The organism is Phaeospirillum tilakii (assembly GCF_042683125.1).
In the GTDB taxonomy this organism is placed as follows: domain Bacteria; phylum Pseudomonadota; class Alphaproteobacteria; order Rhodospirillales; family Magnetospirillaceae; genus Phaeospirillum; species Phaeospirillum tilakii.
This window is the reverse complement of record NZ_JBHUIY010000005.1, coordinates 19715-41409: the sequence shown is the minus strand read 5'-3', so window position 1 is coordinate 41409 and position 21695 is coordinate 19715. Positions and strand designations below refer to the sequence as shown.

The window sequence follows — 21695 nt, the reverse complement described above, 5'->3', positions numbered from 1 at the left end:
CCGTTCGGCATGGCTGCCGTGCGCCGGCCCGGTGCCGGGGGGCGTCAGGTCACCCCGCCATCCTCGTCGTCGTGATGAAAGCAGGAGGGCGGCAGCGGCGGGGCGGTGGTGCCGTCGGGCAGCAGGCGCTCGTCGCCTTCCAGCACTCGGTGCATGATCACCACATCGACCCAGCGGCCGAATTTCAGCCCGACCCCGCGCAGCACCCCTTCCTGGGCGAAACCGCGCGAGCGGTGCAGGGCGATCGAACCCTGGTTGGCCGAATCGCCGATCACCGCGATCATCTGGCGATAACCGAGCTGGGTGCAGCGTTCGATCAGGGCGGAGAGCAGGGCGCCGCCGACCCCGCGCCGCACCACGAACGGGGCGACATAGATCGAATCCTCGAGGGTGAAGCGATAGGCCGAGCGGGGACGGAACGGCCCGGCATAGGTGTAGCCCAGCACCTCGCCCTCTTCCTCGGCGACCAGATAGGGCAGGCCGCGCGCCAGCACGGCGCGGCGGCGGCCCTCCATCTCCTCCACCGTCGGCACCGCTTCCTCGAGCGAGGCGGCGGTGCGGGTGACGTAGAAGGCGTAGATCGCCTGGATCGCCGCCATGTCGTCCTCGCGCGCGTCGCGGATGGTCACCGCCAGCGGGGACCGGGGCCGCGCGGTGCGGGGCTGGGGGGAGCGGGGCGGGGGCAAGGGGGGCATCAGGGCTGTCCTTCGGCGACGAGGGCGGCGAGGGCGGCGACCATGTGGTCGAGGTCGGCCTGGACCTGGGCGAACGCGGGGCCGTGACTGTGCTCGGCCTCGTTCATGTAGAGGGCGCGGTTGAGTTCGATCTGGAGGGCGTGGCTGCCCCGGCGCGGCTTGCCGTGGCTGCGGGTGAGATGGCCGCCGGCATAGGGGGTGTTGCGCACGACGCGATAGCCGCGCGCCTGGAAGGCGGCCTCGACCACCGCGGTGATGCGGGGGGCACAGGCCTCGCCGTAACAATCGCCCAGCACCACATCGACCCGCGACAGGCCGGAATCGCGGTCCATCGGCCCGCCGATCGACGGCATCGAATGGCAATCGACCAGCAGCGACCAGCCGAAGCGCCGGCGGGTCTCGTCGAGCAGGGCGGCGAGGCGGCGGTGGTAGGGGTGGTAGCAGGTTTCCAGCCGGTGATCGATTTCGGCCAGCGGCAGCTTGCCGGCATAGATCTCGGCGCCGCTGGCGACGACGCGGGGGATGGTGCCGAGCCCGGCCAGGACGCGCGGGCTGCGGGTGTTGGCGTCGCGCGGCAGCGGCTCGGCGAACATCGCCGGGTCCAGCTCGCCCGCCTCGCGGTTGACGTCGCAATAGGCGCGGGGAAAGCGGGCGGCCAGCAGCGGCATGCCCTGGGCCACCACCCCCTGATAGAGCTGCTCGACGAAACTGTCCTCGGAGCGGCGCAGGCCGCGCGGATCGAGCCGCGAGGCGGCGACGAAGGCGGCGGGATAGTCGCGGCCGGAATGGGGCGAGGAGAACACGACCGGGACGCTCTGGTGTGCGGGGCGCAGCACCGTCAGCACGGCATCGTCATCGGCGGCAAAAGGGGGCGTGATACTGTCCATGGCCTGATCCGTCCTGTTTATCAGGTCGGGGCGGCGCTGTCATACGCCCTGTGCCGGGGCCGCCCATGATTGCGGCGGTGGCCGGCGCGGGGACGGTGGAAAATGAAAAAAAGCGCTTGCGTGGGGCGGGCGGTCCGGGTAAGAGAGGCGCTCCCGGCGGTTGGCCGGGACCGGCTCCACGGGCCGGGCAAGACAGGAAAAAAAATCTCTTGCCTTGCCGCTCCGGGACAGCTAAACAAGCGGCCCGCACAGGCCGGACGGCTTCCAAACCCGTCGAAGCGAAGTGCAAGAAAGGGCGGTTAGCTCAGCGGGAGAGCACTACGTTGACATCGTAGGGGTCACTGGTTCAATCCCAGTACCGCCCACCATCGAAACCCCCAGGGAAACCTGGGGGTTTCGTCCGTTTTGGGGCTGGTCTCGGGCGTTGGCCGTCATCCCGGAGCCGGACGGCTGTCAGGCCGCCCGGGGCTTGACTTCCTCGGCGATCAGGGCGCCGGTTTCCGCCTCTGCCTTCGACAGATCGTAGGCGGTCTGGAGGTTGATCCAGAACTGCGCGGAGGTGCCGAAATAGCGCGCCAGCCGCAACGCGGTGTCGGCGCTGACCGCCCGCCGTTCCCGCAGGATGTCGCCGATCCGGGTGGCGGGGACGCGCAGTTCGATCGCCAGACGGTGGGCGCTGATCCCCAGTGGGGTCAAAAATTCCTCGCGGAGGATTTCGCCGGGGTGGGTGCGAACGCGCATGGCCTTCTCCCTCAGTGATAATCGACGATCTCGACCCGGGCCGCGCCGTCGCCTTCCCAGACGAAGCAGAGCCGCCACTGGTCGTTGATCCGGATGCTGTGCTGTCCGGCGCGGTCTCCCCTGAGCGCCTCCAGCCGATTGCCCGGAGGAATCCGCAGATCGGCCAGTTCAGTTGCCGCGTCCAGCATGTCGAGTTTGCGCAGGGCGGCTGGGGCGATGGCGGCAAGTCGTCGTGGCGTTTCTCCACGCCAGAGTGCCGCGGTATCCCTGTCGGCGAAGCCCGTGATCATTGCCACAGAGTATAACGCGGCGCGTTGAACGGCAAGCGTTGACCGTGGCACGGTGGGCGGGGCAGGGGCGGAGGATCCCTGGTCTCGCGGTCCGTCTTCGACCTGGGCCGCCCGGGAGCCGTCCCCCCGGGCGGTTCCCCGTCAGGCCAGATCGATGCGGCCGAGGTGGTCGAGACGGGGCGAGGCGGCGTGGAGTGCCGGCTTCAGGCTGGGGCCATCCACTTGGTTGAGCACCAGCGACAGCGCCCGCCGGCACTCGTCGTGGCGGAGAATGTGGTCGTCGGGCAGGGTGTTCCCCGTTTCCGGATCGACCCCGTCGGCAAGCAGATCGAGGATTCGTTTGGCTTCGTCCAGAGTCATCATCTCTTCCTCCCCTCGAAACAGGCGCTTCTTTTTGGTTGTTTCTTGCGCGGACAGAGAACGGAGTCTGGATGCCAGCGAACGGTCTGGCATGGCGGCGCAGGACGCCGATAACGGGAAATCATGCCCGTTTTTCACCCGGTATGGGGTGGGTTTTTGATGAAATTTCGGTCAGGATCGGGCCGGTGCCGCCGGCCGGGGCGGGCTCAGCCCAGTCCGGCGCCGCGGCGGGTGAAATCGCCGGTGAAGCTGGCCGGCCCGGTATGGGTCAGCCGGCTGTCGAGGTCGAGCCAGATCTCGCCGCCGATCGCCCGCCAGCGCCGGCAGAAGGCATAATCCTCGCTGAGATAGATCCCGCTGTCGGGGTCGATCATGCTGTCGAACAGGGCATAAAGGTTGCGGCTGGCCTCGGGCGGCGGCGGATAGGTGTCGGTGGCGGCGAAATGGGTTTCGGGATAGGCCGCGACCATCCGTTCGATCGCGCCGCGGGTCAGCAGCTGGAAGCCGCCGCCGGCATGATGGGCGGTGACGAAGCGGCCGTCGGTTTTGGCCTCGGCCCCCTGGCAGGGCAGGCCGACATAGCTCAGTCCCGCCTCGGTCAGCGGCTCGCCGGCGACGTGGCGCGCCGGCAGCCGGGCCCAGTCGATGGTCTTGAGCGGGTAGAACGCGGCGGCGAAATCCTTGCCGGCGGCCAGCAGCCGCGTCACCTGATCGGGGGCGAAGGCGATGTCGGCATCGATGAACAGCAGGTGGGTGGCCTCGGGCGCGTCGAGGAAGGCGGCGACCAGGGTCGCGCGCGCCCGCGCCACCAGCGCGTCGCCGCCGAGCAAGGCGAGGCTGGCGTCGAAGCCGAGCGCCGGCGCCTCCTGGAGCAGCCGGACCACCGACAGCATGTAGAGGTGGCCGACCTGGCCGCCGAAGCAGGGGGTGGCGATCTTGAGATGGGGGCGCATCCTGGTCTCCCGGTGACGCGGCAAGGCGGGGCGGCGGGGGAGATATCCGCGTTCGGCACGGCACGTCCGCGCCGCCGGGCGTGGCCCGCCCCCACCGATTGGGTATATAGACGTCGCCACCTGTTCACAACCGGGCGTTTGCCCTGGCATGGGGGACCATGGAGCAACTGATCGCCGATTGGGGTTATCTCGCTGTGCTGGTCGGCACCTTCTTCGAGGGGGAGACGGTGCTGGTGCTGGGTGGGTTCGCCGCCCATCAGGGCTTCCTGCGCCTTGATCTGGTGATCGCCGCCGCCTTCGTCGGCTCGTTCTGCGGCGATCAGGCCTGGTTCTGGCTGGGGCGGCGGTTCGGCCGGCGCTGGCTCGAACGCCATCCCGGCAAGGCGCCGGCGATCGAGCGCGGTACCCGGCTGCTCGACCGCTGGGGGGCGTGGTTCATCCTGTCGTTCCGCTTCCTCTACGGCCTGCGCTCGATCAGCCCGGTGGCGATCGGGCTGTCGTCGATTCCGGCGCTGCGCTTCGCCGCGCTCAACCTGATCGCCGCGCTGTTGTGGGCGGTGGCGGTCGGCTGGCTCGGTTATGCCTGCGGCGACGTGCTGGAAGGGGTGCTCGGCCGGCTGCGGATGTGGGAGCATCTGTTCATCGCCGCGCTGGCGATCGCGGTGGTGCTGTTCGGGCTGCACCGGCTGGTGTGCTGGCTGCTGCGGCTGCGGCGCGGCGGCCGCGTCAGCCCGCCATCGACGGACTAGGTCTTATGGTATAGGCTAGGGGTCCCGGCCGCCGCCGGCCGCCGGCCACCCCGAATCCACCAGGAGGTCTCATGTCGATGTCCCGCCTTTCGCTGACGGCGCTCGCGCTGGTCGCCGGCCTTGGTTTCGTCTCGTCGGCCCGAGCCGAGGAGCACGGGGCGCACTGGAGCTACGAGGGGCTGTCCGGCCCGACCTATTGGGGCTCGCTGTCGCACGATTACGAGGCCTGCGCCGGCGGCCACCAGCAATCGCCGATCGACCTGCGCGCGGCGGTGCCGGCCCAGCTGGCCCCGATCGGCGTCACCTATCAGGCCCAGCCGCTGACGGTGGTCAATAACGGCCACACCCTTCAGGCCAATCTCGCCCCCGGCAATTTCATCCTGTTCGACGGCGAGCGCTACAACCTGCTGCAATATCATTTCCATACCCCGAGCGAGCACACCATCGCCGGCCAGCCGGTGCCGATGGAGGTCCATCTGGTCCACAAGAACCAGAACACCGGGGCGCTGGTGGTGCTGGGGGTGATGCTGACCGCCGGCGAGGCCAATCCGGTGCTGGAGGCGGTGCTGAATTCGGCCCCGGCCGAGGCCGGTCCGCCGCGCGAGGTTGCCGACGTCAAGGTCGATCCGGCCCGGCTGCTGCCGGCGGGACGGGAGTATTTCCGCTACGAGGGCTCGCTGACCACGCCGCCCTGCTCGGAAGTGGTGCATTGGGTGGTGTTCAAGCAGCCGGTGACGGTGTCGGCGGCGCAGATCGACCGTTTCGCCAAGCTGTTCCCGCACAACGCCCGCCCGGTCCAGCCGGCCAACCGCCGCTTCCTGCTCGAAGGCGGCAAGAAATAGTCCTGGCCCGTCCCGCCCGGGGCGGGACCGAGGTTTGAGCCCACCGCATGATCATCTTGCTTGCCTGCGGCGGCGGAAGCGCAGACTTTCCCCTTCCGGCTGGCATGGGTGAGGAAGAGGACGCGGGCGATGGGCATTTCGCGGCGGGCGGCGATAGCGGGTCTGGCGACGCTGGCGGCGGGGTGCGTGCAGAGCCCCCGCCGTCCGGCCGGGTCCGGCCCGGTGGCGAGCGGGCCGGGCGTCAACACCCCGGCCTTGCCGCCGCTGGCGCCGCTGCCGCTGGCCCGCCGCCAGGGGGCGGTGGCCGGGCCGGTTGACGACCCCGCCTCGGTCGGGCTCGACGCGGTGGTCGATCTCAGCCATTTCAACCGGGTCGGCGATTTCTCCCAGGTGCGCGACAGCGGCATCCTCGGGGTGATCCACAAGGCGACCGAGGGCGGCGACTGGGTCGATCCGCTCTATGCCCAGCGCCGGGCCCAGGCCGAGGCGGCCGGGCTGATGTGGGGCGCCTATCATTTCGGCACCTACCAGCGTTCGGGGGCCGATCAGGCCGCCAATTTCCTCGCCACCGTCCAGCCCGGCCCCTCGACCCTGCTCGCGCTCGATCTCGAACTGAACGAGCGCAACCCGGCCAACACCATGGACATCACCCGGGCCGAGGATTTCGTCCGCGCCGTGCTGACCGCCACCGGCCGGCTGCCGGTGCTCTACATCCATCCCGCCTGGGCCGATGGCGAGGCGATGGGCGGGCGCGGCCGCACCCTGGGCGGGGCGATCCGTCCCGGCTCGCTGCTGGCCGCCTGCGACCTGTGGCTGGCCGATTACCGCGCCCAGCCCGAACTGCCCTCGGCCTGGGTCGGGCGCGGCTGGCTGCTGTGGCAATATGCCGGTGACGGCCCCGGCGCCGGGCCGTTCAAGCCGCGCACCCGGCTGGTCGCCGGCATCAACAGCTGCGACCGCAACGTGTTCTCGTCCGACGCCTCCACCCTGATCGCCTATTGGCAACGTGGCCCCCGGCTGTCCCGGCGGCGCTGAGGGCGTCGGGCGCGCACCCGAACCCCGTTGGGGCGATGCCCCAAACCCCCTTTGATTTCGAAAAAAAGCAGAGGTCCGGAGGCGCCAGCCTCCGGGCGGGGTGCGGGGCGCCGCCCCGCCATTGATCGATTTTGCTTGTCGTCATGACAATAATTATGAGTTTGTCTGATCGAAGTGAACGCGGCAGGCTGCGAGGGAGGACGCGCGGGATGACACTCGATCAGGTGAGGCTGTTCGTGGCGGTGGCGGAAGAGATGCATGTGACCCGGGCGGCGCGCGGGCTGGGGCTGACCCAGTCGGCGGTCAGCGCCGCGCTGGCGGCGCTGGAGGCCCGGCACGGGGTGGCGCTGTTCGACCGGGTCGGCCGTCATGTCGAGCTGACCCCGGAGGGGCGGGCCTTCCTGCCCGAGGCCCGCGCCCTGCTGGCGGCGGCGGCCCGCGCCCAGACCCGGCTCGAAGACCTGTCCGGGCTGAAATGCGGCCGGCTGGCGCTGTTCGCCAGCCAGACCCTGGCCGGCTACTGGCTGCCGGCGCGGCTGCACCGGTTCCGCCGCCGCCATCCCGGCATCGCCATCGACGTGGCGATCGGCAATACCGCCCAGGCCTGCGCGGCGGTGCGCGACGGCGGCGCCGATCTCGCCTTCGTCGAGGGCGCGGTGGAAGATCCGCTGCTGGCGACGCGGCCGGTGGGGGGCGACCGGCTGGTGCTGGTGGTGGCGCCGTCCCATCCCGCCGCCGCCCTGGGCCGGCTCGATCCGGCCGGACTGGCCGGACTCGATTGGGTGCTGCGCGAGCCCGGCTCGGGGACGCGGGCGTGGTTCGAGGCCGGACTGGCCGGGCTGGGACTCGATCCGGCCGGGCTGCGGGTGGGGCTGCAATTGCCCTCCAACGAGGCGGTGCGGGCGGCGGTCGAGGCCGGGGCCGGGGCCGGCGTGCTGTCCGAGCTGGTGGTGGAATCGGGCGTGCGCGCCGGCACCCTGGTCGCACTCGAACCGCCGTTTCCGGCGCGTTGTTTCACCCTGGTCCGTCACCGCCAGCGCGCCCCGTCGCGGGCCGAGGCGGCGCTGACCGCTTTGTTGGACGAGGCGCCATGACCCAAGCTCTGTTCTGGCCACCGCTGGCCCGGCTCGACCACCCGCGCGAGGTGGTGCGGCAATTCACCCCCAACTGGTTCGCCACCACCATGGGCACCGGGATCCTCGCCCTGGCCCTGGCCGCGCTGCCGCTGCCGCTGCCGGGACGGGAAAGCGTGGCCGAGGCGCTGTGGGGGCTGGCGGTGCTGCTGTTCGCCGCCAGCACCCTGCTGTACGGCGCGCGCTGGCTGCTGTTCTTCGACGGGGCGCGGCGGATCCTGGCCCATCCGGTGGTGTCGATGTTCCTCGGCTGCATCCCGATGGGGCTGGCGACGATCCTCAACGGCCTGCTGCGCTTCGGCCCGGCCCATTGGGGCGAGCCGGCGGTGGTGGCGGTGGCGGCGCCGCTGTGGCTGCTCGACGCGGCGCTGGCGCTGGGCTGCGGGGTGCTGATCCCGTTCCTGATGTTTACCCGCCAGCGCCATGCCGTCGAGCAGATGACGGCGGTGTGGCTGCTGCCGGTGGTCGCGGCCGAGGTGGCGGCGGTCAGCGGCGGGCTGCTCGCCCCCCATCTCGCCGCGCCCGACCTGCAACTCGCGGTGCTGATCGCCAGCTACGCGCTGTGGGCCTGTTCGGTGCCGCTGGCGCTCAGCGTGCTGGTGATCCTGCTGCTGCGCCTTGCGGTGCATAAATTGCCGCCGGCCTCGATGGCGGCGTCGAGCTGGCTGGCGCTGGGGCCGATCGCCACCGGCGCGCTCGGGCTGCTGGTGCTGGGCGAGGCCGCCCCCGCCATCCTCGCCGCCAACGGCCTTGGCGATTACGGCCCGGCCGCGCGCGGCCTCGGCCTGATCGGCGGGGTGCTGCTGTGGGGCAACGGCCTGTGGTGGGCCGGAATCGCCACCCTGATCAATCTGCGCCACCTGCGCCACGGGCTGCCGTTCAATCTCGGCTGGTGGGGCTATACCTTCCCGCTCGGGGTCTATGCGGTGGCGACCCTGCGCCTCGCCGCGCTGCTGCCGATCCCGGCGCTGGGCTGGATCGGCGCCTCGCTGGTCGCCACCCTGGCCCTGGCCTGGCTGGTGGTCGCCGCCCGCACCACCCTCGGCGTCTGGCGCGGCGAACTGTTCTCCGCCCCCTGTCTCGCCGCTCCGGCCGAGTAGACGCGCGGGCGCCGCCCGCGACCCGCCGGGGCGATGCCCCGGACCCCCTTTGTTTTCGAAAAAGGGGGAGGTTTGGAGGCGCCAGCCTCCAAGCGGGTGCGGGCGGCAGCCCGCTACAGGGTCAGCTTGGCGACCAATTCCTCGGCGGCCTTGCGCTGGGTGGCAATGGCCTCGTCGAGGGCGCGGTCCTGCCGCTCAAGCTCGGCGAGGCGGTTTTCCTGGCCGCGCATGGTCTGGAGGTACTGCTTGCCGAGGTCGCTGCCGGTGCCGACCGATTCAAGGTTGGCGCGGATCCGTTCCTGGTCCTGGGCGATCCGGCCGCGTTCCTCCTGATTGCGGTCGTGCTGGCCCTGGGCCTTGGTGATCGCGGCGACGATGGTGGACAGCCGCTCGACGGTCTCCTTCAGCGCCGGCGAGGCGTTTTCCAGGCCGCTGATCCGCACCAGCAGCTCGTCGGGGGCGAGGCTCGACAGCGCCAGCGTCTGCTGCTCGCTGTGTTCGGTGACGAACTCGGCCCGGGTGGTCTGGCCCTTGGCGGCGGCGATCCGCCAGCGGTGCAGCGTTCCGGCGGTTTCGACCTCCCGGGTCTCGGCCGACGGTTCCCAGCCGGGGCGGCGGGGTTCCTCGACCACCAAAGCGCGGTCCTCGTCGGGGGGCGGGGTGATCTCGTAGGCGACGACATGGCGCGCGCGGGTGGTGGTGGTCAGCCTGCCCTCGGCGATGGTGCCGACCACGCTGGTCTGGATGCCGCGATCGTCGCGGCGGATCTCGGTGGCGGGGTCGAGGGCGAGGGCGAGGAAGCGGGAGGCGTCGCGCGGCACCAGCGGCAGCATCGCGTCGCCGACATGACGCGGCCCGCCGGCGGTGATCTCGTAGGCGGTGACGATCCCGGGCGGCAGGGCGGTGTCGCTCTCGTTGCGCAGCTTCAGCGCCACCAGCGGATGGCGGGCGGCGGTGTCGGGCTGGTACAGCCACACCCGCTCGGCCGGGATCTCGCGATCGACCAGCGGGATCATCAGGGTATGGCCGGTCGCCAGCGAGACCTTGCCGGGGAAGTGATAGACGATCTGGGCCGGCTGGTCCTGGGCCTCGGCCAGCGCCGGGGAGGGCGGGGCGAGGGTCAGCGCGTCCTGCGTGGGCGCCATCTTTTCCGCCCGGCCGCCGCCCGATCTGGCGGCCGGCGCCGGCATCGCCATCGCCATCGGGGCGGCGGGTTCGCGCCGGGCCTCGGTGTCGGGGCGCGGGGCGGGCGGCAGAGTCGCCACCAGCGGCACCGGGGTGCGCCGGCCGAACATCGCGGTGTAAAGCGGCTGGGTCAGCGCCACCGGGTTGCCCGACACCAGGGTCAGATCGACCCCGTTCCAGTCGCCGCCGGTCAGGTTCTCGAGGATCGCCCAGCCCTGGAGGCGGGCCTTGCCCTCGGCCTGGGGCAGCACCAGCCGCCAACTGGTCTTCCAGATCGGCGCGGCGACGACATAGCTGACCGCGATCGGGCGGGAGCCCTGGCCCTGCACCTCGATCGACAGCCGGCGGCGGTCGCGGGCGCGGTTTTCCGCCATCCCGCCCAGGGCGCGCTCGATCTGCCGCCGCGCCGCCGGGTCGGTGAAGGACAGCGCCGACAGATCCTCCAGCACCGCCTGCACCAGCCCGCGCTCGGTCATCAGGGCGAGGCGGTGATGGGTGACGGTGCCGCCATTGTCGGGCAGGGCGACCTTTTCCGGCTCGACCCGCAGGATCCGCCCCCGCGCCGACACCGGGCCGGAGATCTCGACCTCGCTGCCGACCAGGGCGTTGAGCAGCCCGGCCGGCGAGCCCAGCGCCTCGCGGTCGAACGGCAGGTCGCGGAACAATTGGTCGAGCGGGTCGCGTCCGGGCAGGCTGACCGGGCCGAGCGCCCCGGCGGCGTCGAACACGGTCAGGCTTTTCAGCACGTCATCGACCTGATCGCGCCGCACCGCGAGGCCGATGCTGGTGCCGGCCGCCGCCGGTCCCTCGTGGCCGAACTGGCCGAGGCCGGAACTGGACAGCACCACCCGGGTCAGCGGCAGCTCGGCCGGTTCGGGCGGGGGAGAATTGGCGCCGGTCGTCAGCGCGGCGGCGGCGACCGCCCCCAGCGCCACGGTCAGGCCGGCGACGCCGGCCCAGCGGGCGGAACGGGATGGCGGCGGCGGGGCCGGTTCGGTTTCAGTCGGCATGCCGGTCTGCACTCCTCTTCGCTGTCGCCCCGCCGCCCAGTTTAGGGCCGCTCCACCGCAAAGGGAACCGGCCCCGGTCCCGTCGTCTTCCCGCAAAACATCCCATTTATGGGATTTTAGGCCAATCGGTTGATCTTGAAGGAAATTGCTCCTGCCTGTCGGTGGCCGGCGCAGCTTTCGGTGGTATCGTCCGGAGCAAGGCGGCGGGGGAGTGGGTTGTTTTTTCAGCAAAAGGCCGGTTCGGCGGCGGCGTGGCGGTTGAATCGTGGGATTTCAATCCGTTGGCTGGGCTTGCCCGGTTTCACGGGAAACCGCCCAGCGCGTCGGCGAGGTCGGCGATCACCGGGTCCCAGGCCCCCGGCGCCGGCTGGCGGAACAGGCGCAGGGTGGGGTACCACGGGCTGTCCTGGCGTTCGAGCAGCCAGCGCCAGTCGGGATCGAACGGCAGCAGCAGCCAGCCCGGCCGGCCCAGCGCCCCGGCCAGATGGATCACCGAGGTATCGACCGAGATCACCAGATCGAGCCCGGCCAGCACCGCGGCGGTGTCGGTGAAATCGGCCAGCTCCGGCCCCAGGTCGAGCAGGGGCGCGCGGCCGGCCAACGCCGCCGCGTCGTCGGGGCGGGCGCCCTTTTGCAGGCTGACGAAGCTGATCCCGGGCCGGTCGAGCAGCGGGGCGAGCCGGGCCGGATCGAGCGAGCGGTTGCGGTCGTTGGTGTGCTGGGGCCGGCCGCGCCACACCAGCCCGACCTTGCGTCCGGGCAGGGCGGCGAGGCGGTCGCGCCAGCGCGCGGTGGCGGCCGGCGGCACGGCGAGATAGGGCACCGGCGCCGGCAGGGTGGCGAGGCGGGTGCCGAGCAGGCGCGGCAGCGACAGCAGCGGCGCCTGACAATCGCAGGGCGGCAGGGTGCTGATGCGCGAGACCACCCGATCGATCCCCGTCACCCCCTGCAACAGCGCCTCCAGCTCGGGCGGGCACAGCAGCACCACCCGGCCGCCCCCGCTCACGATCCGCGCGGCGAAGCGGACGAACTGGATCGAATCGCCCAAGCCCTGCTCGCACCACAGCAGCAGGGTGCGGCCGGCGAGCGGGGTGCCGTCCCATTCGGGCAGGCCGAAATCGTGGCGTTGCGCCCCGGGCCGCCGCCAGCGCCATTCATAGCCGGCCCAGCCGGTTTCCCAGGCGCCGGCCTGGAGGTCGAGCAGCGCCAGATTGAAATGGGAATCGGGGTGGTCGGGGGCGAGCCGCGCCGCCTCGCGGTAGAGGGCGCGGGCTTCGTCGCGGCGGCCCTGCTCCTGGCGCAGCTTGCCGAGATTGTTGAGGGCGAGGGGATGGTCGGGCTGGATCCGCAGCGCCGCCTCGAACTGGGCGGCGGCCTCGTCGAGCCGGCCCTGCTCCTGGCGGGCGACGCCGAGATTGCTGAGGGCGTCGGGATAGGCCGGGGCGTGGGCGAGCGCGGTCTGGTAGCAGGCGATCGCCGCGTCGAGTTCGCCGTTCTCCTGCAACGCGGCGCCGAGATTGCAATGGGCCAGGGCCAGATCGGGCTTGCGCGTCAGGGCGGCGCGGTAGGCGAGGATCGCGTCGTCGCGCCGGCCCTGGTGGTAGAGTTCGAGCCCCCATTCGAATTCGGCGACGGCGCAATCCTGCCTGACCCGCTCCGGCGCGCCGGCGGCGAGGGCCTCGTGATAGGCGGCGATCGCCTCGGGCCGTCGGCCGGCGCGCAGCAGCGCCGCCGCCAGCTTGGCGCAGAGCGGCCAATGCCGGCCGCGCACCGCGACGGCGCGGGCGAACGCCGCCGCCGCCCCGGCGAAGTCGCAGGTCAGATGCAGCGCGTCGCCCAGGGTCTGCAATGCCTGGCTGTCGTCGGGGTCGAGCGCCAGCACCGCCCGGCAATGGGTGATGCCCTGCTCCAGCCGGCCGGCCTGGCAGCACAGCACGGCGAGCAGGTTGAGGGCGTTGCGGTGAAACGCATCCTGGGCCAGCACGGCGTGGCAGGCCCGTTCCGCCGCCGCGAAATCCCCGGCCTGGAACCGGCCCAGGGCCTCGGCCCAGTCGCTGTCGCTGCTCATTCCGGCTTGTCCTCCGCGCTGCCTGTCGCCGGGGCGATTTGACCATGTTTCGCCGCCTTCGCCCAGAGCCGCCGCGCGGGGCGGGGGCGGTCAGGGGCCGGGGCGGTCGAGATGGGGCACGGTGACGGTGAACACCGAGCCGCGCCCGGGCACCGAGCGCAGGGCGATCTGATGGCCGAGCAGGCGGCCCAGCCGCACCACCAGCGCCAGCCCGAGGCCAAGCCCCTTGGTGCGGTCGCGTTCGGGATTGCCGATCTGGTAGAACGCCTCGAACACCCGCTGCTGCTGGCTGGGCGGGATGCCGATGCCGGTGTCGGCCACCCAGATCTGGAGGCAGCGGCCGCGGCGGCGGCAGCCCAGCACCACCCCGCCATGCTCGGTGTAGCGGAGGGCGTTGCCGAGCAGGTTGCGCAGGATGGTCGAGAGCAGGGTGGGGTCGCTGGCGGTGACGGCGCGGGTGGCGACGCGGCGCAGGCGCAGGCCCTTGGCCTCCGCCGTCTGGCTCATTTCGGCGATCAGGCCGTCGAACAGCGGGGTCAGCGCCACCGGCTGCTTGTTCTCCTCGATCGCGCCGACATCGATGCGGGCGATGGCGATGATCTCGTCGAGCATCCCCCCCAGCCGGCCGAGCGACAGGCACAGCATGTCGATCGCCTTGCGCTGGACCGGGGGCAGCTCGGCGGCGGCGACCACCGAGGCGAACAGCGACAGCGATTGCAGCGGCTGGCGCAGATCGTGGCCGACCGAGGACAGCAGCAGGCTCTTGCTGTCGTCGGCCGCCTTCAGCGCGGCGATCGCCCGGCGCAGCGCCCCGAGCGGCCAGGCCTGGATCGCCAGGAACAGGCCGAAGCCGAGCCCCGCCCCCAGCGCCAGCGCGCCCAGTTCCCCCAGGATCAGGCCGCCGGGCGAGCGGCGCAGCACCAGGTCGGCGGCGGGCAGGCCGGAGGCGGCGACCGGGATCCGCACCTCGATCGCCGGATCGGCGACCCGCTCCGGGGTGCGCGCCACCACCGCGCCGGTGCGGTCGAGCAGGTCGAGCGCCTGGCCCGGCTCGGCCATCTGGCGCAGGATGTCGGCATAGCGTTCCTGCTCGTACATCCACAGGCGGGGGCGTAGCGCGATCGACTGGGCGATGGTGTGGGCGTGGATCCGCCCGGTCGCCGCCATTTCCGCCCGCACCGCGCCATAGGCGATCAGGCCGTAGCCGACCGGGGGCAGCAGGCCGAACAGCAGCGACAGGGCCAGGCCGATGCGGGCCAGTCCCCGCACCCGCTGCGCCAGCGGATCGGCCCCGCCGATCATCGGCCGGCGACCGGCGGACTCATCCCGAGCGACGGCAGTCGGGCGGCCACCGCCGCGCCGGTCAGGTAATCGAGCAGGGCGCCGGCCTCGGCCGAGGGGTGGGGGCCGATCACCAGCCAGTAATCGCGAAACAGCGGGTAGCGCCCGGCGGCGAGGGTGGCGAGGTCGGGCCGCGCCCCGTCCAGCGGCAGCGGCTGGATCCGGATCCCCTCGCTGACCACCTGGAGCAGGGTCAGGGTGCCGATCGCGCCCGAGGCACCGGCGATGGTGCGGGCGGCATCCTGGTCGGTCACCGCCACCACCATGCCGGGGCGGGCATGGGCGATCGCCAGCGCCTCGGCCAGCAGCGACGAAAAAGCGGCGAGCTGGAGCGAATCGCTGTCCGACGGCGGGCGCAGCACCGGGGTGATCGGGGCGCCGTCGGCCCATTGATCGCGCCGGCCGGCCAGGATGTCGGCCAGGCCGGCGATGTCGATCGCGGTCTGGGGCACCCGGGGCGAGGCCACCACCATCAGCGGGGTGCGGCCCCACGCCACCGCGCGCAGGCCGGCGGCGGTCTCGGCCGGGGTCAGCGGTCGGGCCGAGACGCTGAGGTCGAGCGCGCCGGCGCCGACGGCGCGGATGCCGCCGTTGGTGCCGAGGCTGGAGGGGATCTCGACGGCGAGGCCGGGATGGTCGGACTCGAAGCCGGCGGTGAGCTGGCGCAGCGCGCCGAGCGCCGAGCCGGTGCCGCCGATGGTGACGGTCCCCCCGGCGGCGGCCGGACCGGCCAGCAACAGGAGCAGCAGCAGCGCCGGCAGCAGCCGGCGCGGGCAGGAAAGCAGCGGAACCTTCGGCACGATATTGTCCTCCCCTCGGCGCGCTCCGGTTGCGGTGGGGGCTCCGCCGTCCGGTCCGTTTTCGGATCAGGATAGCGCAAGCCGCAACCGGGCAGAAGGGGAGGCCGGGCAGCAAAAACCCCTCCCCCGGGTGGGGGAGGGGCGGGTGTGCTGCCCGGAGAGGGGCGGGGCCGGCTATTCGCGGCGCTCGCCCATGAACTGGAGCAGGAAGGTGAACAGGTTGATGAAGTCGAGGTAGAGCGACAGGGCGCCGATCACCGCGCTCTTGGTGGCGACGTCGCCGTAATTGGCGCCTTCCCAGTAGGTTTCCTTGATCCGCTGGGTGTCGTAGGCGGTCAGGCCGGCGAAGATCAGCACGCCCGCGGCCGAGATGACGAACTGCATCATCGGGCTCTGGAGGAAGATGTTGACGATGCCGGCGATCATGATGCCGATCACGCCCATGATCAGGAAGCTGGCGAAGCCCGACAGGTCCTTCTTGGTGGTGTAGCCATAGAGGCTGAGGCCGGCGAAGGCCGCGGCGGTGACGAAGAAGGTGCGGGCGATCGAGGCGCCGGTGAACACCAGGAACACCGAGGCGAGCGAGGCGCCCATCAGCGCGGCGAACACCCAGAACAGCGCCGAGGCGGTCGAGGCGCTCATCCGGTCGATGCGGGCGCCGAGGAAGAACACGAACCCGATCGGGGCCAGCATCACCACCCACTTCAGCGGGCTGAACACGAACAACTGGGTCAGCACCGGCACCGAGGCGACGAGCACGGCCACAATACCGGTCAGGGCGAGCGCCGAGGCCATGTAATTGTAGACCCGGAGCATGTACTGCCGCAGGCCGACGTCGATCTGGGCCGCCGGGGCCTGGGCCATTGTCATATATCTGCGGTCTGTTCCGAAGGCCATTGTCCGTTCCTTTTGCCGGAGAAAGTTGTACCTGCCGGAGAATATGGGCGGGTAGGGGAGGGAATCAAGTTACGGATATTGCATAAGGGAAAGCCGGGGTGACGGCATCGGGGGCAAAAAACGCGCGTCGCTCCCGTCTGCTCCCGCCGCCCGGATACTTGGGGCGGCGAGCCCAGACCGGCGCAGGATGGCGCTGGATTCTGGCGAGACGATGGCGACGGCCGGTCCGGTGGGGCGCGTTCAGATGTGCAGCGCCCGGCCGAACGCGGCCAGCGCCGCCTCGTGCATCGCTTCCGACAGGGTCGGATGGGGGAACACGGTGGCGATCAGCTCGGCCTCGGTGGTTTCCAGGCTCTGGGCGAGGGCGAAGCCCTGGATCATCTCCGGCGCCTCGGGGCCGAGGATGTGGGCGCCGAGCAACGCGCCGCTGTCGGCGTCGAACAGGATCTTGACCAGCCCCTCGGTGTCGCCCTGGGCGATCGCCTTGCCGTTGGCGGCGAAGGGAAAGCGGCCGACCCGGATCTTGTGCCCGGCGGCCAGCGCGGCGGCCTCGGTCAGCCCGACCGAGGCGACCGGGGGATGGCAGAAGGTGCAGCCGGGGATCCGGTGCGGGTCGAGCGGGTGAAGATCGGGCTGGCCGGCGATCGCCTCGACGCACAGCACCGCTTCGTGGCTGGCCTTGTGCGCCAGCCAGGGCGGGCCGGCGACGTCGCCGATGGCGTAGAGGCCGGGCTGGTCGGTGCGGCCGAACCGGTCGGTGACGATGTGGCCCTTCTCGACCCGGGCGGCGGTGCTGTCGAGCCCGAGCTGTTCGACATTGCCGGTGATGCCGACCGCGACGATCACCCGTTCGGCCGGCAGCCGCAACGCCTGCCCACCGGCCTCGACCAGCACCTCGACCGCCTGCGCGCCCTTCTCCAGCCCGGTGACCCGGGCGCCGGTGTGGCAGGTGATGCCCTGGCGCTCGAACGCGGTCCGGGCGAGGGCGGAGATCTCGGCATCCTCGACCGGCAACAGGCGGTCGAGCGCCTCGACCACGGTCACCTCGCTGCCGAAGGCGTTGAAGATGCTGGCGAACTCGATGCCGATCGCCCCCGAGCCGATCACCACCAGCCGGGGCGGCAGGCAATCCGGCTGCAACGCCTCGCGATAGCTCCACAGGAAGCGCCCGTCCGGCTCGAACCCGGGCAAGGCGCGGGCGCGCGCTCCGGTGGCGAGGATGATGTGCGGCGCGGCCAGCTCGCCCTGTCCCTCGACCGCCACCCGCCCCGGCCCGGCCAGCCGGGCGGTGCCGGCGATCACGGTGATGCCGGCCTTCTTCAGCAGATGTTTGACGCCGCCCTGCAATTTGGCGGCGACGGCGCGCGAGCGGGCGACCACGGCGGGCAGGTCGATCTGCGGCGGGGCGACGCCAAGGCCGAATTCCCCGGCGGCGCCGATCAGCCGGACCAGTTCGGCGGTGCGCAGCAGTGCCTTGGTCGGGATGCAGCCCCAGTTGAGGCAGATCCCGCCCAGTTCGGCGCGTTCGACCAGGGTGACCTTCAGCCCGAGCTGGGCCGCGCGCAACGCCGCGACATAGCCGCCCGGCCCGCCGCCGATCACGATCAGATCCCCGTTGGCCATCGCGCGCCCCTTTCGTGGTTTGCTCGGGCTTCGCCCGGCGGGCTGCCGCCCGCGCCCGCTTGGGGCGAGGCCCCAAACCCCCCTTATTTTTGAAAATCAAGGGGGTCCGGGGCATCGCCCCGGTTGGGTTTGGGCGAAAGCCCAACGTCAGTTCACAGCATCATCCGCAACGGATCTTCCAGCATTCCCTTGAAGGCGGCCAGCAGGCGGGCGGCGGTGGCGCCATCGACCACGCGGTGATCGACCGACAGGGTGGCGCTCATCACCGTCGCCACCGCCAGCGCGCCGTCCTTGACCACCGGCCGCTGCTCCGCCGCGCCGACGGCGAGGATGCTGGCCTGGGGCGGATTGATGATCGCGGCGAAGTCGCGCACGCCGTACATGCCGAGGTTGGACAGGGTGGCGCCGCCGCCCTGATAATCCTCGGGCGCCAGCTTGCCGTCGCGGGCGCGGGCGGCGAGGTCCTGGGCCCGGGTGGCGATCTCGCCCAGGCCGAGCCGGTCGGCGCCGCGCAGCACCGGGGTCAGCAGCCCGCCCGGGGTGGCGACGGCGAAGGCGAGGTCAACCGCATGGAAGCGGTGGAGGCCGTCCTCGGCCCAGGCGGCATTGGCCTCGGGCACCGTGCGCAGGGCGAGGGCGAGGGCGCGCAGGATCAGATCATTGAGCGACAGCTTGGCCGGGGCGAGGCGCTGGTTGAGCTGGCCGCGCAGATCGATCGCCGCATCCATCGCCACCTCGGCGGTGAGGTAGAAATGGGGGATGGTGGTCTTGGCCTCGGTCAGGCGGCGGGCGATGGTGCGGCGCATCGCGGTCAGCGGGATCAGGTCGTAATCGACCGGAGGCGTCGGGGTGGGGGCGGGAGCCGCCACCGGGGGCGGCGGGGCGGCGCGGGCGGCCTCGACGTCGGCCCGGACGATGCGGCCATGCGGGCCGCTGCCGGTCAGGGTGGCGAGGTCGAGCCCGGCGGCGGCGGCGAGGCGGCGGGCCAGCGGGCTGGCGAAGATCCGGGCGGGGGCGGCGGTCATGATCCGGCTCCGGGGCGGTAGCAGACGGCGCGGGCGGCGGCGGCGACCGCCTCGGGCTGGGGCAGGGCCAGCCGTTCGAGATTGGCGGCGTAGGGCAGGGGGACATCGGCGCCGCACACCCGGGTCGGCGGGGCGTCGAGCCAGTCGAACGCCTGTTCGACCATCAGCGCGGCGATCTCGGCGGCGATGCCGGCGGCGGGCCAGCCTTCCTCGACGGTGACGATGCGGTTGGTCTTCTGCACCGAGGCAACCAGGGTGGCGGTGTCGAGCGGGCGCAGCGAGCGCAGGTTGATCACCTCGGCTGCGATCCCCTCGGCGGCGAGCAGGTCGGCGGCGGCCAGGGCGACATCGACCATCCGCGACCACGCCACCAGGGTCACGCCGTCGCCGGGGCGGACGATCTCGGCCCGGCCGATCGGCAGGACGAAATCGGGATCGTCGGGCAGATCGAAGCTCTGGCCGTAGAGCAGCTCGTTTTCCAGCACCACCACCGGGTTGGGGTCGCGGATCGCCGCCTTCAGCAGGCCCTTGGCGTCGGCGGCGCTCCACGGCGCCACCACCTTGAGGCCGGGGCAGTGGGCGTACCAGGAGGAGAAATCCTGGCTGTGCTGGGCGGCGACCCGGGCGGCGGCGCCGTTGGGGCCGCGGAACACGATCGGGCAATTGATCTGGCCGCCCGACATATAAAGAGTCTTGGCGGCGGAATTGATCAGGTGGTCGATCGCCTGCATCGAGAAATTGAAGGTCATGAACTCGACCACCGGCCTGAGCCCGGTGAAGGCGGCGCCGCAGGCCAGCCCGGCGAAGCCGATCTCGGTGATCGGGGTGTCGATCACCCGGCGCGGGCCGAATTCGTCGAGCAGGCCCTGGCTGATCTTGTAGGCGCCCTGATATTCGGCCACCTCCTCGCCCAGCAGGAACACCTCGGGGGCGCGGCGCATTTCCTCGGCCAGCGCCTCGCGCAGCGCCTCGCGCACGGTGACGCGGCGGGTGGCGGCGGCGGCGGCCGGGTGCGGCGCGGGCGCGGCCGCGACGGCCGGGGCCGGCGCCACGGCGGCCGGGGCAGGGGGCGGCGGAACCGGGGGCGGGGCGGCGGCGGCGGGGAGGTCCCCGGCCGGCAGGGTCTCGCCCGGGGCCAGCAGCAGGGCGATCGGGGTGTTGACGGCGACGCCGTCGCTGCCGGCGGGGACCAGGATGCGGCCGAGGATGCCCTCGTCCACCGATTCCAGTTCCATCGTCGCCTTGTCGGTTTCGATCTCGGCGATCACGTCGCCGGAGCGGATCGGGTCGCCCTCGGCCTTCAGCCAGCGGGCGAGGCGGCCGTCGCGCATGGTCGGCGACAGCGCCGGCATCAGGATCGGGGTCGGCATCGGCGCGCCTCCCTCAGGCTTCGCGCACCACGTCGCGGGTCAGCGCGGCGGGGTCGGGTTCGGGGCTGGACTGGGCGAATTCGGCGGCGGCGGCGATCTCGGCCCGGACGGCGCGGTCGATCTCGTCGAGCCGGTCCTGTTCGACCAGCCCGTGGTCGAGCAGGGTCCGGGCGAGGCGGGCGATCGGGTCGTGATGCTCGCGCATCTCGGTCACCTCCTCCTTGCTGCGGTACTTGGCCGGGTCGGACATCGAATGGCCGCGATAGCGGTAGGTCATCGTCTCGAGGATGAACGGCCCGGCTCCGCCCCGGGCATGGGACAGGGCGCGGGCGGCGGCGGAGCGCACCGCCAGCACGTTCATCCCGTCCACCCGGGTGCCGGGAATGCCATAGCCGGCGCCGCGCCCGCTCAGTTCCTCGCCGGCGGCGTGGCGGGCGGCGCTGGTGCCCATCGCATAGCGGTTGTTCTCGATCACGAACAGCACCGGCAGCCGCCACAGCGCCGCCATGTTGAACGCCTCGTAGACCTGGCCCTGATTGACCGCGCCGTCGCCGAGATAGACGTGGGCCACCCCGCCATCCTCGCGGTAACGGTGGGCGAAGGCCAGCCCGACCCCGAGCGGCACCTGGGCGCCGACGATGCCGTGGCCGCCATAGAAGCCCTTCTCGCGGCTGAACAGATGCATCGAGCCGCCCTTGCCGTGCGACAGGCCGGAGGCGCGGCCGAGCAGTTCGGCCATCACCGCGCCGGGATCGACCCCGCGCGCCAGCAGATGGGCGTGGTCGCGATAGGAGGTGATGCAGGAATCCGCCGGGGCGGCGACCGCCTCGATCCCGGCCACCACCGCCTCCTGACCGATATAGAGGTGACAGAAGCCGGCGATCAGCCCCATGCCGTAAAGCTGGCCGGCCCGTTCCTCGAACCGGCGCAGCCGCAGCATGGCGCGGTAGAGATCGAGCAGAATTTCGGCGGGGAGGGACGGGGCGGCGGCGGCGGGGGCGGGGACGCGGAACGGTTCGGCCATGAATTCTCCCCTGCGACGTGAAGCAAAGGGTGACTTCCGGCAGATGGGGCCTGACCGCCCCGCCCGCAAGGGGGGGAGGGATTCCGCGCTGGGGTAGGGAAAGGGGAACGGAGGCTCAGCGCCGGCGGTCGAACACCACCACGTCGCCCTCGCGGCTCATGTTGAGCATGATCCGCGCCCGTTCCTCCAGCATGTCCTGGTCGAGATGGTCGGGGCGGAGCAGGCTGACGCGGTGTTCCATCTCGGCGCGCTCGGTGGCGATCTTGTCGAGCTGAAGCTGGGCCTCGGCGATCTCGCCGTTGAGGCGCAGCCAGGCCCGCACGCCGCGATCGCCCTCGACGGTGTGGTAGGCGAAATACACCACCGCCCCGACCCCGATCATCGGTCCGGAGATATGGCGCAGATAGCGACGAAAAACCTGAATCATGGGGTAATCAGATCACAGCCCGAATCGGCCCGTCAAGCATCGGCGCGGCCGAATCCTGCCTTTTTCGGCCGGCCAGGAAAGAGGTCGGCGCGCGGGGGCGGAGTCTGTGACTTGGCTCACAGCCAGCCTGTGAACAGACT

The 21695-nt window shown here is 71.8% G+C and carries 21 protein-coding genes and 1 tRNA gene; 6 read left to right on the top strand and 16 right to left on the bottom strand.

All coding sequences use genetic code 11. The annotated features are described in order from the left end of the window. Window positions 1–44: 44 nt before the first annotated feature. A complete protein-coding gene (locus ACFSNB_RS03965; protein ID WP_377314707.1) occupies window positions 45–695 on the bottom strand; it encodes a GNAT family N-acetyltransferase in 651 nt (216 codons plus the stop codon). Further along, window positions 695–1582 (bottom strand): N-formylglutamate amidohydrolase, encoded by an 888-nt coding sequence (locus ACFSNB_RS03960; protein ID WP_377314706.1) that lies wholly within the window; start codon window positions 1580–1582, stop codon window positions 695–697. The genes ACFSNB_RS03965 and ACFSNB_RS03960 overlap by 1 nt, the downstream gene beginning before the upstream one ends. 293 nt (window positions 1583–1875) lie before the next feature. On the opposite strand from ACFSNB_RS03960, the gene ACFSNB_RS03955 reads away from it, so the two are divergent. After that, window positions 1876–1950, top strand: a tRNA-Val gene (locus ACFSNB_RS03955). An 85-nt stretch (window positions 1951–2035) separates the two neighbouring features. On the opposite strand, the gene ACFSNB_RS03950 is transcribed toward ACFSNB_RS03955, so the two are convergent. From ACFSNB_RS03950 to ACFSNB_RS03935, 4 genes are all read right to left on the bottom strand, one after another. Further along, on the bottom strand, window positions 2036–2323 hold the full coding sequence (locus ACFSNB_RS03950; protein ID WP_377314704.1) for a HigA family addiction module antitoxin: 288 nt from the start codon (window positions 2321–2323) through the stop codon (window positions 2036–2038). An 11-nt stretch (window positions 2324–2334) separates the two neighbouring features. Further along, the gene (locus tag ACFSNB_RS03945) at window positions 2335–2613 is read right to left on the bottom strand and encodes a type II toxin-antitoxin system RelE/ParE family toxin (RefSeq protein ID WP_377314703.1); all 279 of its coding nucleotides are present in this window, start codon (window positions 2611–2613) and stop codon (window positions 2335–2337) included. Window positions 2614–2754: 141 nt separating this feature from the next. Then, entirely contained in the window at window positions 2755–2976 is a 222-nt protein-coding gene (locus tag ACFSNB_RS03940; protein WP_377314701.1) for a hypothetical protein, read from the bottom strand. 203 nt (window positions 2977–3179) lie between these two features. Next, entirely contained in the window at window positions 3180–3926 is a 747-nt protein-coding gene (locus tag ACFSNB_RS03935) for a hypothetical protein (RefSeq protein ID WP_377314699.1), read from the bottom strand. Window positions 3927–4084: 158 nt separating this feature from the next. On the opposite strand from ACFSNB_RS03935, the gene ACFSNB_RS03930 reads away from it, so the two are divergent. The 5 genes from ACFSNB_RS03930 to ACFSNB_RS03910 all read left to right on the top strand — a co-directional run bounded on the left by ACFSNB_RS03930 (window position 4085) and on the right by ACFSNB_RS03910 (window position 8785). Continuing rightward, window positions 4085–4675, top strand: a complete 591-nt coding sequence (locus tag ACFSNB_RS03930; RefSeq protein ID WP_377314697.1) for a DedA family protein — start codon at window positions 4085–4087, stop codon at window positions 4673–4675. Window positions 4676–4752: 77 nt separating this feature from the next. Beyond that, window positions 4753–5517: a carbonic anhydrase gene (locus tag ACFSNB_RS03925; protein WP_377314695.1), complete on the top strand. Its 765-nt coding sequence runs from the start codon at window positions 4753–4755 to the stop codon at window positions 5515–5517. Window positions 5518–5646: 129 nt separating this feature from the next. Further along, on the top strand, window positions 5647–6552 hold the full coding sequence (locus tag ACFSNB_RS03920) for a glycoside hydrolase family 25 protein (RefSeq protein WP_377314694.1): 906 nt from the start codon (window positions 5647–5649) through the stop codon (window positions 6550–6552). A 209-nt stretch (window positions 6553–6761) separates the two neighbouring features. Next, window positions 6762–7646, top strand: a complete 885-nt coding sequence (locus tag ACFSNB_RS03915) for a LysR family transcriptional regulator (RefSeq protein ID WP_377314692.1) — start codon at window positions 6762–6764, stop codon at window positions 7644–7646. Further along, the gene (locus tag ACFSNB_RS03910) at window positions 7643–8785 is read left to right on the top strand and encodes a TDT family transporter (protein WP_377314691.1); all 1143 of its coding nucleotides are present in this window, start codon (window positions 7643–7645) and stop codon (window positions 8783–8785) included. Before ACFSNB_RS03915 ends, ACFSNB_RS03910 begins: the two co-directional genes overlap by 4 nt. A 113-nt stretch (window positions 8786–8898) precedes the next feature. On the opposite strand, the gene ACFSNB_RS03905 is transcribed toward ACFSNB_RS03910, so the two are convergent. The 10 genes from ACFSNB_RS03905 to ACFSNB_RS03860 all read right to left on the bottom strand — a co-directional run bounded on the left by ACFSNB_RS03905 (window position 8899) and on the right by ACFSNB_RS03860 (window position 21555). After that, window positions 8899–10980: a hypothetical protein gene (locus tag ACFSNB_RS03905; RefSeq protein ID WP_377314690.1), complete on the bottom strand. Its 2082-nt coding sequence runs from the start codon at window positions 10978–10980 to the stop codon at window positions 8899–8901. 301 nt (window positions 10981–11281) lie between these two features. After that, window positions 11282–13048: a tetratricopeptide repeat protein gene (locus ACFSNB_RS03900; protein WP_377314689.1), complete on the bottom strand. Its 1767-nt coding sequence runs from the start codon at window positions 13046–13048 to the stop codon at window positions 11282–11284. A 90-nt stretch (window positions 13049–13138) separates the two neighbouring features. Further along, window positions 13139–14350: a sensor histidine kinase gene (locus ACFSNB_RS03895; protein WP_377314688.1), complete on the bottom strand. Its 1212-nt coding sequence runs from the start codon at window positions 14348–14350 to the stop codon at window positions 13139–13141. Beyond that, complete coding sequence (locus ACFSNB_RS03890) at window positions 14347–15189, bottom strand: substrate-binding domain-containing protein (RefSeq protein ID WP_377314687.1); 843 nt, start codon at window positions 15187–15189, stop codon at window positions 14347–14349. Before ACFSNB_RS03890 ends, ACFSNB_RS03895 begins: the two co-directional genes overlap by 4 nt. Window positions 15190–15363: 174 nt before the next feature. Then, the gene (locus tag ACFSNB_RS03885; protein WP_377314685.1) at window positions 15364–16086 is read right to left on the bottom strand and encodes a Bax inhibitor-1/YccA family protein; all 723 of its coding nucleotides are present in this window, start codon (window positions 16084–16086) and stop codon (window positions 15364–15366) included. A gap of 240 nt (window positions 16087–16326) precedes the next feature. Beyond that, window positions 16327–17709, bottom strand: coding sequence for a dihydrolipoyl dehydrogenase (gene lpdA / locus ACFSNB_RS03880; RefSeq protein ID WP_377314683.1), 1383 nt, complete (start codon window positions 17707–17709; stop codon window positions 16327–16329). A 152-nt stretch (window positions 17710–17861) separates the two neighbouring features. Then, window positions 17862–18734 carry a 2-oxo acid dehydrogenase subunit E2 gene (locus ACFSNB_RS03875; protein WP_377314682.1) on the bottom strand — a complete coding sequence of 291 codons (873 nt, stop codon included), beginning with the start codon at window positions 18732–18734 and terminating at the stop codon, window positions 17862–17864. After that, complete coding sequence (locus ACFSNB_RS03870; protein WP_377314681.1) at window positions 18731–20104, bottom strand: pyruvate dehydrogenase complex E1 component subunit beta; 1374 nt, start codon at window positions 20102–20104, stop codon at window positions 18731–18733. The genes ACFSNB_RS03875 and ACFSNB_RS03870 overlap by 4 nt, the downstream gene beginning before the upstream one ends. A gap of 13 nt (window positions 20105–20117) precedes the next feature. Beyond that, entirely contained in the window at window positions 20118–21128 is a 1011-nt protein-coding gene (gene pdhA / locus ACFSNB_RS03865) for a pyruvate dehydrogenase (acetyl-transferring) E1 component subunit alpha (RefSeq protein ID WP_377314679.1), read from the bottom strand. A gap of 115 nt (window positions 21129–21243) precedes the next feature. Continuing rightward, window positions 21244–21555 carry an FtsB family cell division protein gene (locus ACFSNB_RS03860; protein ID WP_377314677.1) on the bottom strand — a complete coding sequence of 104 codons (312 nt, stop codon included), beginning with the start codon at window positions 21553–21555 and terminating at the stop codon, window positions 21244–21246. Window positions 21556–21695: the final 140 nt, after the last annotated feature.